At 43.3% G+C, this 15,006-nt stretch carries 13 protein-coding genes; 11 read left to right on the forward strand and 2 right to left on the reverse strand.

Annotated elements, in window-relative coordinates; translation table 11 throughout:
• The first annotated feature begins 231 nt into the window (after positions 1–231).
• Positions 232–1,881 carry a Na+/H+ antiporter gene (locus tag P3L40_RS02780; protein WP_004260862.1) on the forward strand — a complete coding sequence of 550 codons (1,650 nt, stop codon included), beginning with the start codon at positions 232–234 and terminating at the stop codon, positions 1,879–1,881.
• Positions 1,882–1,938: 57 nt separating this feature from the next.
• Positions 1,939–2,838 (forward strand): carboxylate/amino acid/amine transporter, encoded by a 900-nt coding sequence (locus P3L40_RS02785; RefSeq protein ID WP_004260860.1) that lies wholly within the window; start codon positions 1,939–1,941, stop codon positions 2,836–2,838.
• Here P3L40_RS02785 and metR read toward each other — a convergent pair.
• Positions 2,723–3,679, reverse strand: a complete 957-nt coding sequence (gene metR, locus P3L40_RS02790; RefSeq protein WP_004260859.1) for an HTH-type transcriptional regulator MetR — start codon at positions 3,677–3,679, stop codon at positions 2,723–2,725. The genes P3L40_RS02785 and metR overlap by 116 nt on opposite strands.
• A gap of 108 nt (positions 3,680–3,787) precedes the next feature.
• Between metR and metE the strand changes: the two genes are divergently transcribed.
• Positions 3,788–6,061 (forward strand): 5-methyltetrahydropteroyltriglutamate--homocysteine S-methyltransferase, encoded by a 2,274-nt coding sequence (gene metE, locus P3L40_RS02795; RefSeq protein ID WP_196732262.1) that lies wholly within the window; start codon positions 3,788–3,790, stop codon positions 6,059–6,061.
• Positions 6,062–6,118: 57 nt separating this feature from the next.
• On the opposite strand, the gene P3L40_RS02800 is transcribed toward metE, so the two are convergent.
• On the reverse strand, positions 6,119–6,508 hold the full coding sequence (locus P3L40_RS02800) for a YidB family protein (RefSeq protein WP_004260854.1): 390 nt from the start codon (positions 6,506–6,508) through the stop codon (positions 6,119–6,121).
• Positions 6,509–6,890: 382 nt separating this feature from the next.
• Here P3L40_RS02800 and ltnD point away from each other — a divergent pair, with 382 nt between their 5' ends.
• The 8 genes from ltnD (at position 6,891) to udp (ending at position 14,735) form a co-directional block, all read left to right on the forward strand.
• Entirely contained in the window at positions 6,891–7,799 is a 909-nt protein-coding gene (ltnD, locus tag P3L40_RS02805) for an L-threonate dehydrogenase (RefSeq protein WP_136134421.1), read from the forward strand.
• A complete protein-coding gene (gene otnK / locus P3L40_RS02810; protein WP_094961395.1) occupies positions 7,796–9,073 on the forward strand; it encodes a 3-oxo-tetronate kinase in 1,278 nt (425 codons plus the stop codon). Before ltnD ends, otnK begins: the two co-directional genes overlap by 4 nt.
• Complete coding sequence (locus tag P3L40_RS02815; RefSeq protein WP_110592465.1) at positions 9,066–9,707, forward strand: aldolase; 642 nt, start codon at positions 9,066–9,068, stop codon at positions 9,705–9,707. Before otnK ends, P3L40_RS02815 begins: the two co-directional genes overlap by 8 nt.
• Before the next feature lie 10 nt (positions 9,708–9,717).
• Positions 9,718–10,497 carry a 2-oxo-tetronate isomerase gene (gene otnI / locus P3L40_RS02820; protein WP_136134422.1) on the forward strand — a complete coding sequence of 260 codons (780 nt, stop codon included), beginning with the start codon at positions 9,718–9,720 and terminating at the stop codon, positions 10,495–10,497.
• 12 nt (positions 10,498–10,509) lie between these two features.
• A complete protein-coding gene (locus P3L40_RS02825) occupies positions 10,510–11,277 on the forward strand; it encodes a DeoR/GlpR family DNA-binding transcription regulator (RefSeq protein ID WP_004260836.1) in 768 nt (255 codons plus the stop codon).
• Between the two features lie 63 nt (positions 11,278–11,340).
• A complete protein-coding gene (gene denD, locus P3L40_RS02830; protein ID WP_004260834.1) occupies positions 11,341–12,300 on the forward strand; it encodes a D-erythronate dehydrogenase in 960 nt (319 codons plus the stop codon).
• A 10-nt stretch (positions 12,301–12,310) separates the two neighbouring features.
• A complete protein-coding gene (locus P3L40_RS02835; RefSeq protein WP_004260831.1) occupies positions 12,311–13,687 on the forward strand; it encodes a GntP family permease in 1,377 nt (458 codons plus the stop codon).
• A gap of 289 nt (positions 13,688–13,976) precedes the next feature.
• Positions 13,977–14,735, forward strand: a complete 759-nt coding sequence (gene udp / locus P3L40_RS02840) for a uridine phosphorylase (RefSeq protein WP_004260826.1) — start codon at positions 13,977–13,979, stop codon at positions 14,733–14,735.
• The last annotated feature ends 271 nt before the right edge of the window (positions 14,736–15,006 follow it).

The raw sequence follows: 15,006 nt of genomic DNA on the forward strand, positions 1-15,006 counted from the left end.
CCACCTTTTTAACTTATTGTATTAATTAATCGTAAAGTCTCAATTTTTTCCCCGAAAATGGATGGCTAGGGATAAAATAGAGAGAAGGCGGTTAATCAAGTGGATGTGCATGATTTCCACTGGTTACTGGCTTAGTCTTAATTATCATGGTCTGGACGGTGCTATCTCTTACTATGCGGCGGCAGGCAAAATTTTAGGTTCTAGTCGCTAGGTTAATTCAGTAAGGGCAACATGGAAATTTTCTTTACTATTCTTATTTTGATTTTAGCTGTCTCTGTTTCAGGGGTAGCCGCTAAAATTCTTCCTATTCGTATTCCTCTTCCTCTCATTCAAATTGCTATCGGTGCGCTGTTGGCTTGGCCTCAATTCGGCCTGCATGTCACCTTTGACCCAGAACTTTTTATGGTTCTGTTAATCCCACCTTTGTTGTTTGTTGATGGGTGGAAAACCCCAACACGCGAGTTCTTTCAAAATGGTCGAGAAATTTTTATTTTAGTGTTGGTTCTCGTGCTGGTTACAGTGATTGGGATTGGTTATTTAATTTACTGGTTGATGCCAGGTATTCCATTAATTGCTGCGTTTGCTCTAGCGGCTGTGCTATCTCCAACTGATGCCGTTGCGTTATCTTCAATTGTTGGAAAAGGGCGTATCCCTAAACGGATGATGAGTGTGCTAGAAGGGGAGGCATTGATGAATGATGCCTCTGGTCTGGTTGCATTAAAATTTGCGGTAGCAATTGCCATGGGAACCATGGTGTTTAGTGCTTCTGGCGTTACCATTGAATTTTTCAAAGTTGCGGTTGGCGGGCTACTCGCAGGTATTATCGTGACTTGGCTGTACAGCAAATCGTTACGTTTAATGAGCCGTTGGAGTGGTGATGACCCAGCAACCCAAATTGTATTTATGCTATTGCTGCCATTTGCATCATACATGATTGCGGAACATATTGGGTTTTCAGGTATTTTAGCCGCCGTTGCGGCGGGTATGACCATCACAAAATCGGGGGTTATCCGTAACGCTCCATTAGCGATGAGGCTACGTGCTGATAGCGTTTGGTCGATGCTTGAATTTGTCTTTAACGGGTTGGTTTTCATCATGTTAGGGCTTCAATTGCCCGGTATCTGGGAAACGTCTGTTATCCAAGCAGATCTCGACCCAAGCGTAGAAACGTGGATGCTATTTGCCGCGGTGGCAATTATCTATTTTGCTTTATTGTTATTGCGTTTTTGTTGGCTATGGCTGATGAAAAGGTTTAGCCGTTTATTCTTAAAGAAAAGACCACTGCAATTTGCGAACTATACCGTACGTGAGCTTTGGCTAGCCTCTTTTGCAGGGGTACGCGGGGCTATTACCTTAGCGGGTGTGCTCTCTATTCCGTTATTTTTAACGGATGGCTCGCCATTCCCTGCTCGTTACCAGCTCGTGTTTATTGCCGCGGGAGTTATCTTATTTTCCATTTTTGCAGGTGTGGTCGCTTTACCGCTTCTGCTGCGTAATTTTAAAGTGGGAGATAAAGAAGCGGATGCCAATGAAATTCGCATGGCAAAAGCCGCGATGGCGGAAGTGGCGATTGTCAGCTTAAATAAAATGCAGGAACGTTTATCTGCTGACGTTGATGAAAAACTCGATTCAGAAGATATCAGTGAAGTCGCTTCCCGCGTGACGGGTTATTTAAGGCGACGTACCGCAGGACAAGATGAAATTGACCATAATTTGCTGGTTGAAGACCTTGAACGGCGTTTCCGTTTAACGGCATTACGCGCAGAACGTGGTGAGCTTTATCACTTGCGCGCAACCAAGAAAATCAGTAATGAAACGCTACAAACGTTACTGGTTGACTTGGATTTATTAGAAGCCGTCTTGATCGAAAAAGAGCATTAAAACCAAAAAGCGAGTATTCTAGCCAACATTCTTAAGTTTGGGGCGAAATACAGCATTATGTGGTTACTTGTTATCACGACGCTGCTTTGGGCAGCGTCGTTTAGTCTTATCGGCGAATACCTTGCGGGTCAAGTAGATAGTTGGTTTTCAGTGTTAGTGCGGGTTGCACTGGCTTCGCTGGTTTTTTTACCTTTCCTACGTTGGCGCCAATTTAGCGCTAAAGTGATTGCGCTCTATATGCTAGTGGGCGCTTGCCAACTAGGTATCATGTACCTGTTTGTCTTCCATGCTTATCAATACCTTACTGTTGCTGAATTTTTGCTTTTTACGGTATTAACACCGCTATATGTCACGTTAATTTATGACTTATTAGAACGGCAAAAGCTGCGTAAAGGCTATTTGTTTAGCTCACTATTAGCGGTAATCGGCGCTGCAATTATTCGTTATGACCACTTGAGTGAATCTTTTTGGTTAGGTTTACTTTTTGTGCAGTTAGCAAATATCTTTTTTGCGATTGGGCAGGTGGGGTATAAACGTCTGATGGAGGTGCATCCGATCCCTCAACATCAGGCTTTCTCATGGTTTTACCTTGGTGCAACGCTAATTGCATTACTTGGATGGCTGCTATTTGGTAATAAATCGATGATGCCGACAACGACTCTCCAGTGGGGCGTCTTACTGTGGTTGGGTATTGCAGCTTCAGGCATTGGCTACTTTATGTGGAACTATGGCGCAACCAAAGTGGATGCTGGAACCCTTGCTATTATGAATAACATGATGGTCCCAGCGGGGTTATTAGTGAATTTTGCTATCTGGCAACAACATCCGGATTGGCTGAGTTTTACCATAGGATCGAGCCTGATAGTTGCTTCTCTTTGGGTGCATAAGCGTTGGATCCTTTCGCGGCCTTCACATAAGACAAGTTCTCCACGGCGTGGTCCGTCGTCGTCTCAGTAAACGCTTCAATAGCTGGCTGGCGCTGTTCTCCTTCACGGCAAGCTGCATACAGCCGGCTCCATAAACCGCTACCCAAGGTTTTGGTTTTTACTAGCCCTTGTTTTTCAAATGAATCAACCGCCCAGTGAGGTAGTGCGGCAATGCCCATTTTGGCTGCAACCATTTGGATTAAAATTAATGTGTTATCGACATTTTTCACATTAGGTGACACGCCCGCAGGTTGCAGAAAATGGCGCCAAACATCGAAGCGATCCCGTTGTACAGGGTAGATAAGCAACGTTTCATCTGCCAAATCATGGGGTTCAATATGCGGCCTTTTGGCTAACGGGTGGTCATTCGCTACAATCAATTTCACTTCATAATCAAACATTGGCGTATAGTGGATGCCTTGATCTGGCAAAATGTCAGAGGTCATCACAATATCCAATTCCCTTGACAGCAATTCAGGTTGAGGGTCGAACGTCACCCCTGACTTAAAATCTACGCTGACTTGTGGCCAAGTTTGTCTGAATTGTTGTAATGCAGGGGTCAACCACTGAATGCAGCTATGGCATTCAATCGCGATGCGTAACGCACAAACCCCAGGCTCATTACATACTCGAATGGCATCTTTTACCAATGGCAGGACTTGTTGTGCTAATTGTAATAAGACTTCCCCTTGTGGCGTAAAGCGCAATGGCTGGCTTTTACGAACAAATAACCGGAAACCTAGCCGATGCTCTAAATCACTAAACTGATGTGATAAAGCAGATTGTGTCTGGTGCAAGTGAGTTGCTGTTGCCGCTAATGAACCGTATTGGCTGAGCGCTTGCAATGTTTTTAAATGTTTTAGTTCGATCATGAGAAACCTTCACGGTGACAATGAAAAATTTGCGCTTGTGCTTTATACAGTACCTGTTGATTATGGATGTGTAAACATCTAGACGGCTAAATATTTTAAGGGGTCAATATGTCTGTTATAAATCATACACTTGGTTTTCCACGTGTCGGTCTAAAAAGAGAGCTAAAACGTGCACAAGAAGATTATTGGGCAGGCAAGATTGACCAAGCCGCTCTATTAGAAACTGGTTATCAACTACGTACACGCCATTGGCAGCAACAAAAAGAGGCGGGTGTTGAGCTATTACCCGTTGGTGATTTCGCTTGGTATGACCAAGTGCTGACAACCAGTTTGTTATTAGGCAATGTGCCGCCACGCCACCAAAATGAAGATGGCTCGATTGATTTAGATACCTTATTTCGTGTAGCCCGCGGTCGCGCACCAACGGGCAAACCCGCTCCAGCAGGTGAGATGACGAAGTGGTTCAATACTAACTACCACTACATCGTGCCTGAATTTCAAAAAGGGCAACAATTTTCCCTGTCTTGGACACAGCTGCTTGATGAAGTCGATGAGGCATTAGCATTAGGCCATAATGTGAAACCGGTTATCATTGGCCCTATAACCTACCTTTGGTTAGGTAAAGTGAAAGGGGAACCATTTGACCGCTTATCATTATTGAATGAATTATTACCTGTTTATCAGGAGATCTTGTCGCGCTTAGCAGAAAAAGGTCTTGAGTGGGTGCAAATCGATGAGCCTGCATTAGTGTTAGATTTACCAGAGCAATGGCAGCAAGCTTATCAGCAGGCTTACCAAACGCTATCAGGCCAAATAAAAATACTGCTAACCACCTATTTCGATGGCATTAGTCACCATGTAGACTTGATTAAGCAACTCCCTGTGCAAGGCCTACATGTTGATGTGGTCGCAGGCGCTGATGATATTGAAAAACTACACCAAGTGCTGCCAGCAGATTGGGTATTATCACTAGGAATTATTAATGGTCGTAATGTATGGAAGGCGGACTTAGGTGAAAAGTTTTCACAGGTGAAGCCGCTTTTAGGTCAGCGTGATATATGGATAGGAACGTCATGTTCATTACTGCATAGCCCAATCGACTTAAATGATGAGACGCGTTTAGATGCCGAAGTAAAAAGCTGGTTTGCTTTCGCTATCCAAAAATGTGAAGAGCTTGCTCTGTTAACTAAAGCGTTAAATCAGCCAACAGACAGCCATATTGCTGAATTAGATACATACAGCGCACCTATTCGAGCGCGTAGAACATCAGCTCGTGTGAATAATGCATCAGTGGCTCAGCGTTTGGCGGCAATCAGCGAAGGGGATACAGAACGTTATAGCCCCTATCCACAGCGAGCAGCGCGCCAACGTCAACGCTTTAACTTACCATTATGGCCAACAACCACGATTGGCTCATTTCCTCAAACAAGTGAAATCAGAACATTACGTTTAGACTTCAAAAAAGGGAATGTGGATAAAACCTACTATCGCACCAATATTAGTGAACATATTAAGCAAGCCATTAAAGAACAAGAAATTTTAGATATCGATGTCCTTGTGCATGGTGAAGCTGAACGTAATGACATGGTGGAATACTTTGGTGAGCACTTTGATGGCTATGTATTTACCCAAAATGGTTGGGTGCAAAGTTACGGTTCACGTTGTGTAAAACCACCGGTGATTATTGGTGATATTAGTCGCCCAGAAGCCATTACGGTGGAGTGGGCAAAATATGCTCAATCCTTAACGAAGAAACCTGTCAAAGGGATGTTAACTGGTCCTGTCACTATTCTATGTTGGTCATTCCCACGTGAAGATGTTAGCCGTGAAACGATTGCTAAACAGATTGCGCTAGCGTTACGTGATGAAGTGGATGACTTACAAAAAGCGGGTATCGGTATTATTCAAATCGATGAGCCTGCGCTGCGTGAAGGGTTACCATTGCGCCGAAATGAGTGGGGGGCTTACCTCAAATGGGCGGTTGATGCTTTCAAGCTTAGTGCTGCGATTGCTGATGATGACACGCAAATTCACACTCATATGTGCTATTGCGAATTCAATGACATCATGGATTCCATTGCGGCATTGGATGCCGACGTGATCACTATCGAAACATCACGTTCAGATATGGATCTGTTAGACGCATTCGAAGATTTTGATTATCCAAATGAAATTGGACCCGGTGTTTATGATATTCACTCACCAAATGTACCGAATGTGGAATGGATTGTTGCGCTATTAAGAAAGGCGGCGAAGCGTGTTCCGGTTGAGCGCTTATGGGTTAACCCAGATTGCGGCTTGAAAACTCGTGGCTGGCCAGAAACTCGCCAAGCATTAGCTAACATGGTTGAAGCAGCGAAACAGCTCAGAAATGATCAGTAAAATGGCGATTAGTTAGTGTGTCAAAAAGGCAGGTTTTCCCTGCCTTTTTAGAAAGTATTAACCAAATAATTTAGATTTCAGTAAGTTCATACCGATAGAAGCCAAATCGAGGTTTTCTGGGACTTCGCCATTTGGTGTGGCGCTATCAACCAACTGAGGCAGATATTTAGCAATCATTTCTGAGGTTGCTTGAGGCTCTAAGCCAACCTGTTGAGCTAATTCTTGGATATTTGCATTTCCAAAAACTTGCATTAATTGGCTGGCATCGATAGGTAAATTATTTCCTTCACTGATCCACGATGCAATAACACCGCCTAAGCCTTGCTCGTTAAATTTTTCGATAACACCTTGAAGGCCACCTTGCTCCTCAACCCAGTTTATTACTGATTGAAATTGTTGCATTTTATCGCCTGCAACCATACCCATCATTTGCTCAAATAACCCCATGTTATCTCCTAGGCAATCCGCCAATTTATGCTCTCATCCATAGTATGGAGCATTATTCAAAAAATTGTAGTCGGCTATTTTCAGCAATTTGAGTTTTAGGTCAATAGAAATGATGCATTGAATATAGCCCAGTAGAGAAACAAAGATTTTTCATTTGTGAATTAAACGTGAATAAACATAACGAGCGTCACATTTTCTATCACATTATTCTGTGAAAGCATGTTTAAGGTGAATTTTTATTTATTTTGTTTTAATTCAATTGTTTATGCTTTTATTGTTTGTTTTTTATATTATCTCAAATGTGATGTTAGTCATGTGTTTGTGAATTTTATTGTGTGAAAATTCACAACAGTCACGAAGATTAACAACATCAGGGGTCATTATGGGAAATTTCGTTAATAAAATTGGCGTGATTGGCCTAGGTTCTATGGGGATGGGGATCGCACAATCTCTTATAAAAAATAACATTCCTACCTATGGATTTGATTTAAACCAAGGTGCATGCAAAAGCCTACTTAACGCAGGCGCAATTGCAGTGGGGCAAAATGCAGCGGAATTTGCCCATGAAATTGATGCTTTGTTGCTGGTGGTGGTTAATGGTCGTCAAGTTGAAGCCATTTTATTTTCGGGTGAACAGCCTTTAGTTGAACAACTACGCCCCGGTACGGTTATTGTGTTGCACAGTACCTTGGCTGCGGAACAAACTAAAAATATCGCTCAGCGCCTTGCCTCATATCAATTACCGCTTGTAGATGCGCCTATTTCAGGTGGCTCAATTAAAGCCGCTGAAGGGAAATTGACTGTAATGGCTTCAGGTGAACCAGCTCTATTTGAGCAGCTTTCACCCGTATTTAACGCTATTTCTGAGCGCTTATATCGCGTAGGGGATGAAGTCGGCTTAGGTTCAACCGTCAAAACGATTCACCAGTTATTAGCTGGGGTGCATATAGCTGTTGCCGCAGAAAGTATGGCTTTAGCCGCCAAGGCGGGTATTGACCTTGACGTGATGTACGACATTGTTACCCATGCAGCTGGAAATTCATGGATGTTTGAAAACCGTATGCAACATGTCTTAGACGGTGATTATACGCCAAAATCCTCAGTAGATATTTTTGTCAAAGATTTAGGGCTAGTGATGGAAACAGGGAAAGCATTAAATTTCCCGCTGCCACTTGCTTCAACAGCCCATCAAATGTTTATTTCAGCGAGCAATGAAGGCTTTGGTCAGCAGGATGACAGCGCGGTGATCAAAACATTTAAAGGTATTACTTTACCGGAGAAAAAAGCATGACAGTGAAGTTAGGCGTAATAGCGGATGATTTTACCGGTGCGACAGATATTGCAGGCTTTATGGTGCAAAACGGTTGGAAGGTTGTTCAGCTATTGAATGAACCCGATGAAAACACACCAGTACCACAAGATGTTGATGCGATAGTGATCAGTTTGAAAAGCCGCTCTTGTCCTGTCGATGAAGCTGTTAGTGCATCGACCAATGCGTGTAAGTGGCTGAAGCAAAAAGCGAATTGTCAGCAAATTTTCTTTAAATATTGCTCAACGTTTGATTCAACCGAAAAAGGCAATATTGGCCCCGTTACAGATGCATTAATGGCACAACTGGGAACAGATTTAGCATTAGTTTGCCCAGCGTTACCTGTGAACGGCAGAACGGTTATTCACGGTCATTTATTTGTGAATGGCCAGCTACTTAATGAAAGTGGCATGCAGCATCACCCTGTAACCCCAATGACCGACGCAAATTTATTGCGTGTGATGGAAAAACAATCAAAAGGTAAAGCAGGTTTAGTCAAACTTGAAGATATTCAAAAAGGCAGTGACGTTGTTAGCCAAAAGCTTGCCGAGTTAGCTCAACAAGGTGTGAGTTACGCGGTCGTTGATAGCTTAACGATGGATGATTTGCTTCCTATCGCACAAGCGGTTAAAGCCATGCCACTGTTAACTGGGGGCTCCGGCCTCGGCGCTGCATTAGCGAATGTGGATAGCCAATGTCCATGGGGCGGTACAACGCAACGAGGTGAAAAGCCAACAGGTAAAAACAGGAAAACAGTTGTTTTATCGGGAAGTTGCTCGGTAATGACTAACAAACAAGTTCAGGCTTATCAGCAAGTTGCTCCTGCAAAAATGTTGGATGTGGGTGAGTGTTTAAATAACTCAGAGTATGCCAAAACATTAGCTGATTGGGTGCAAGCACAGCAACTAACCGGTTTAGCGCCAATGCTTTATGCCACTCAATCCCCTGAATTATTGAAACAGACACAAGAAAAATATGGCGCAGCGGAATCAAGTTTCGCGGTCGAGAAGGTATTTGGTGAAGTTGTCGCACTGTTGCAAGCGAAAGGGTATGACACCTTTATTATTGCGGGTGGCGAAACCTCAGGAAAAGTGGTTCAAAGCCTTGGAACAGAACAATTAAGTATTGGTTCACCAATTGCCCCTGGTGTGCCATGGGTACAGGATTTAGCAAGCGGTAACTGGTTGGCGCTGAAATCAGGTAATTTCGGCCAAGAAAATTTCTTCCAGTTTGCACAGGAGATGTTTAATGAGTGATGAAAAGGCGCTGCGCCAAGAGTTAGTCGATTGGGCTAAATCAATGTTTAACCGCGGATACAGTAGTGGTGGTGCAGGAAATATTAGTGCTCGGTTACCTGATGGTTCGATTATTGTGACACCGACAAACTCCAGTTTTGGTGATTTAGACCCTAACAAACTGAGTAAACTCGATGCACAAGGCAATTGGATTGGGGGTGATAAGCCGACAAAAGAAGTTTCTATGCATATGGCGATGTATTTGCAACGCCCTGATTGCCAAGCAGTTGTTCACCTTCACTCACCTTGGTTAACGGCGTTGTCTTGCTTACCGGGGTTAGATACAACAAATTGTTTACCTCCCATCACACCTTATTATGTGATGCGAGTGGGAAAATTGCCATTGATTGAATACTTGCCACCGGGGGATGACCGAATTGGTGAGGAAATTGCAAAATTAGCACCGACACATAATGCGGTATTGCTATCAAATCATGGTCCGGTCGTGGGTGGAAAAACGTTAAGACAAGCTTTCTTCAATGCAGAAGAGTTAGAAGATACAGCTCGCTTATATATCACATTACGCCCACATGGCTTTACAACATTAACGCAAGAGCAAGTTGAACAGCTCGAAAGTCGTTATCCACAAAAGTAGCGAGGCGAAAATGGCTAAATTTGCTGCAAATTTAAGCATGATGTTTACCGAAGTGCCTTTTATACAGCGCTTTGAACGTGCTGCAAATGCGGGATTCAAAGGTGTCGAATACCTCTTCCCTTATGAAGAAGATGCCGATGTCATTGCGGGTGAGCTGAGTAAACACCATTTAACACAAGCTCTGTTTAATATGCCAGCGGGAAATTGGCCACAAGGGGAGCGTGGTATGGCTTCGATCCCAGGTCGTGAGAAAGAATTTGCCGAAGGCGTACAAACGGCCTTGAAATACGCAAAAGCCTTAGGCTGTAAACAAGTTCATGCGATGGCGGGGAAAGTGAATGAAAACTATACACTTGAACAGCAAACTGCATGCTATATCAAAAATATTCAATATGCGGCGGATGTGATGGCTGAGCACGGTATTCGTGTGCTTATCGAACCCATCAATACCCGCGATATGCCCGGATACTTTTTGACGACGCAAAAACAAGCTGAAGCATTACTACCTGAAATTGCTCGTGAAAATGTATTTATCCAGTTGGATTTATATCACTGCCAAATTATGGAAGGTGATTTATTGAAAACAATTGAACGTTTATGGGGTAAATTTAGTCACATTCAGATAGCGTCAGTTCCTTATCGTCATGAACCGGAGAGCGGTGAAGTCAATTACCCATGGATTTTTAAGCAGTTGGATGAAATGGGGTATGAAGGCTGGTTAGGATGTGAATATCATCCAGCAGGCCGTACCGAAGATGGATTAGGCTGGCTTAAACAAGCAAATTCATAATTAGGAGAACCTATGCTCCCTTCTGAGCGTCGTGATTTTATTTACCGTTACGTGCATGAACATCAAACCGTATCGATCAGTGACTTGGTTGAGCTAATGAATGTCTCTCATATGACAGTGCGACGTGATATTCGGATGTTAGAAGAAGAAGGGAAGGTACTCAGTATTAGTGGTGGCGTTAAGTTAAATGATGTGCTGCGCCAAGAGTTACCTTGGAGTGAAAAAGCGCGGTTACATCATCGCCATAAGCGTGAAATTGGCCAGTTTGCCAGCTCACTAGTTGAAGATGGGCAAGTGGTGTATCTCGATGCGGGAACAACTACCTTTGAGATAGCACGCGTACTCGGCGAGCGTTTCAACTTAACGATTGTCACTAATGATTTTTCGATTATGCAGTACTTAATGAATAAGTCGCAGCTAAACCTATACCACACCGGGGGATTGGTGGATAAACGTAACCATTCTAGTGTAGGAAATACGGCTGCGATGATGCTGAAAACCCTCAATGTTGATATTGCTTTTATCAGCACCAGTTCATGGGATTTGCAGCACGGGGTTTCTACCCCGCATGAGGAAAAGGTTCAGATAAAACAAACGCTATTGGATGTTGCTCGCCGTTGTGTGCTGGTTTCAGACAGTAGTAAGTTCGGCAAATATGGCATGTTTCGTGTTTGCCCATTGAATCAATTGCACGACATCATTTGTGATGATCAGTTGCCAACTGATGTGGTGCAGCGGATAACAGAACAAAACATAAAACTTCATTTAATCAAGACATAAAACATAAATAATCTTACCTAAAACTGCATAGCCAGTTAAAAGGCTATAGCAAGGAGAATTACAATGAAAGTTATTATTACTGGTGGCGCAGGCTTTCTGGGCCAGCAGCTAGCCGCTGCTTTGCTTAAAAATAGCCAGGGTTTAAAATTTGACCACCTTGTTTTAGCCGATATTCAATGCCCTACATCACCGGTTGAAGATGCCAGAGTCAGTTGCGTCGCGTTAGATTTAACGCAAGCAGGGGCGGCTGATAAACTGATTGATGCACAAACCGATGTGGTTTTCCACCTTGCAGCTATCGTAAGTAGCCACGCTGAAAGTGATTTTGACTTGGGTATGAAGGTTAACTTTGAAGCCACTCGTCAATTATTGGAAGTCGCTCGTGCCAAGAACCCTGCAATCAAATTTATGTTCACCAGCTCCCTCGCTGTGTTTGGTGGTGAGCTACCTGATGTCATCACAGACTTGTGTGTCGTTAACCCACAATCGTCCTATGGTGCTCAAAAAGCTATGTGTGAATTGATGGTGAATGACTATTCACGTAAAGGCTTTGTTGATGGCCGTGTGATGCGTTTACCAACCATTAGTATTCGTCCGGGGGTGCCAAATAAAGCCGCCTCTTCATTCGCAAGTGGCATTATTCGTGAGCCATTAAATGGGGTTGAAAGTGTTTGTCCTGTCTCCCCTGACCTAGCGCTGTGGTTATCTAGCCCTGAAACTGTGATTAACAACTTTATTCATGCGGTCAGTATCCCTGCTGAAAAATTTGGTAAATCACGCACGGTGAACCTGCCAGGTATCACCGTTACCGTCCAAGGTATGATCGATGCTCTGCGTGATGTTGCAGGCCAAGAAGCTGTGGATCTTATTCGCTTTGAGCCTGATGAAGCCATTAACCGTATTGTGGCGAGCTGGCCGGGCAAATTTGATATCAGCCGTGCATTGGATCTCGGTTTTCGTGCAGATGGCTCGTTTGGTGATGCGATCCGTTCGTTTATCACCCACCACGGTTCGTCTAAGTAGGAGATAGCCTATGTCCTATATTCCTGTTATTGGCCTCGCAGTGGCCATATTTGTCCTGATCTTCTTAGTATTACGAACGCGTGTTCATGCGTTATTAGCAATGCTAATTGCTGCAGCAATCGCGGGTATATCCGGTGGTTTGACTGCGGCAGAGACCGTGACAGTCATTACAAAAGGCTTTGGGTCAACACTCGGTAGCATCGGTATTGTTATCGGACTCGGGGTAATGATGGGAAGGGTGCTGGAAGTTTCAGGTGCTGCTGAACAGATCGCTTATAGCTTTATCAAATGGTTAGGAAAAAAGCGTGAAGAATGGGCGTTGGCAATTACCGGTTATATTGTCAGTATTCCTATCTTCGTTGATTCCGCTTTTGTGATTTTATACCCATTGGCAAAAGCATTAGCCAAAAATGGTAAACGTAGCATACTGACTTTAGGCGTTGCACTCGCTGGTGGGTTAGTGGTGACACACCACACCGTTCCACCAACACCTGGGCCTTTAGGCGTGGCAGGGATCTTTGGTGTCGATGTTGGCGCAATGATCCTAGCAGGAATGAGCCTCGCTATTCCTTGTGTTATCGGTATTGTTCTTTATGCAAAATGGTTAGGGACTAAATACCCTGAATTTATGCCAGATGAAACGGGTAGTGAAGACCTGAAAGAAGTTCACGCTCGTTATATGGAAGAAAAAGCGAATAAACCGTTACCAAGCCTGTTCTTATCGCTTTTACCGATTATTACGCCTATTTTGTTAATTTTCATAAATGCAATTAATGGCTTAATTCTGAAAACAGAATCTTTCCAAGGTATGGAAAGCAATTGGTATTTCCAAACATTTGAATTTTTAGGCGCACCCATTATTGCATTATCAATTAGTGTGTTGATCTCTGTTTACACATTAATGCCAAAAGCAACGAAAGAAGAAGTCATCGACCGTATGGAAGAAGGCTTACAAGCAGCCGGTATTATTCTGCTTGTTACGGGGGCTGGTGGTGCATTAGGCGCGGTACTGCGCGATAGTGGCACAGGAAACATTCTTGCTGAGCATGTAGCAAATCTGCCAATTACACCTGTATTGATTCCGTTTATCATCGCGACGTTGGTTCGTTTGATTCAAGGTTCGGGTACAGTAGCAATGATTACCGCAGCATCTATTTCTGCACCAATCATTAGCCAAATACCTGATATTAACTTATTGGTCGCAGCGCAAGCGGCAACCATGGGGTCTCTGTTCTTCGGTTACTTTAACGACAGCCTGTATTGGGTTGTGAACAGAATGATGGGAATTAAGGACGTTAAACAGCAAATCATTGTTTGGTCTATTCCGACCACCATTGCGTGGGCAATAGGTCTAGTTGGTGTCCTCGTTCTTGATGTAATTCTCTAATATAGCGTTACTACTTTTAGTTCTGCCAAATAATCAAAGCGCCCAGCAATCAGGGGCGCTTTTGTCGTTATGTCAAACTTTCATCTATACTGATGACAATGGATTTTAAAGAGAAATAAAACCAATGAATAAATGTGATGTAAATCACTTAATGGTGAAATCAAGCTTTTATTGTTTTCATTAAAAGTGACATTCATCACTAAAAAATTATGGCTTTATCGCTATATTATAAATAACGATTAATCAGTATTGACTGATTTAATGATGCCATTGTGTAAAGGAGTTTGAAATGTCTGACGTTTTCCACTTAGGTTTAAAGAAAAGTGACTTACAGGGTGCGACCGTAGCGATTGTTCCTGGGGATCCTAACCGTGTTGAAAAAATTGCACGTCTGATGGATAACCCTGTACACCTTGCGTCATTGCGTGAATACACCTCTTGGCGTGGTGAGGTTGACGGAAAAGCCGTTATTGTTTGTTCAACCGGTATCGGTGGCCCATCAACGTCTATTGCAGTCGAAGAACTTGCGCAGCTTGGTATTCGCACTTTCTTACGTATTGGTACAACAGGTGCAATCCAAGAAGATATCAATGTCGGTGATGTTTTAGTGACAACTGGAGCAGTTCGCTTAGACGGTGCTAGCCAACACTTCGCGCCATTAGAATACCCAGCAGTTGCCGATTTTGATTGTACCAATGCGCTTTATGCCGCAGCGAAAGATGCAGGTGCAACCGTTCATGTTGGTGTAACTGCATCATCTGATACCTTCTACCCAGGTCAAGAGCGTTATGATACCTATACTGGCCGTGTGATGCGTCATTTCAGAGGTTCGATGAAAGAGTGGCAAGACATGGGCGTGATGAACTACGAAATGGAATCAGCCACATTGCTGACTATGTGTTCTAGTAGTAAAGGGTTACGTGCTGGTATGGTTGCGGGTGTCATCGTAAATCGTACCCAACAAGAAATTCCAAATGAAGCGTTACTGAAGAAAACTGAAGGTAACGTATTAAGTATTGTGGTTGAAGCTGCACGCCGCTTACTGTAGTCCGTGATTTACTGGCCCGTTTACTTGACTTTCACTCGGTTGTGGACAAAAAGTAAGCGGGCTTAGTCCTTTTACATACCTCTTATTTCTCTTTATTTCCTTTATAAATGTTACAATTGTTAATCAATTTACAGGAAATATTCTGATCCTCTTATTCGCTAGATCTGTTATTGTCATAAAAACAATTATCAATATTATGTGCCCTTAAATTGTTCAGGTTACATTTGTTTTATTGCTAACTGGAATGAAAGCTGTAGGGCGAAAAGGAATT

This window comes from Providencia sp. PROV040 (genome assembly GCF_032706145.1).
Lineage (GTDB): Bacteria > Pseudomonadota > Gammaproteobacteria > Enterobacterales > Enterobacteriaceae > Providencia > Providencia hangzhouensis.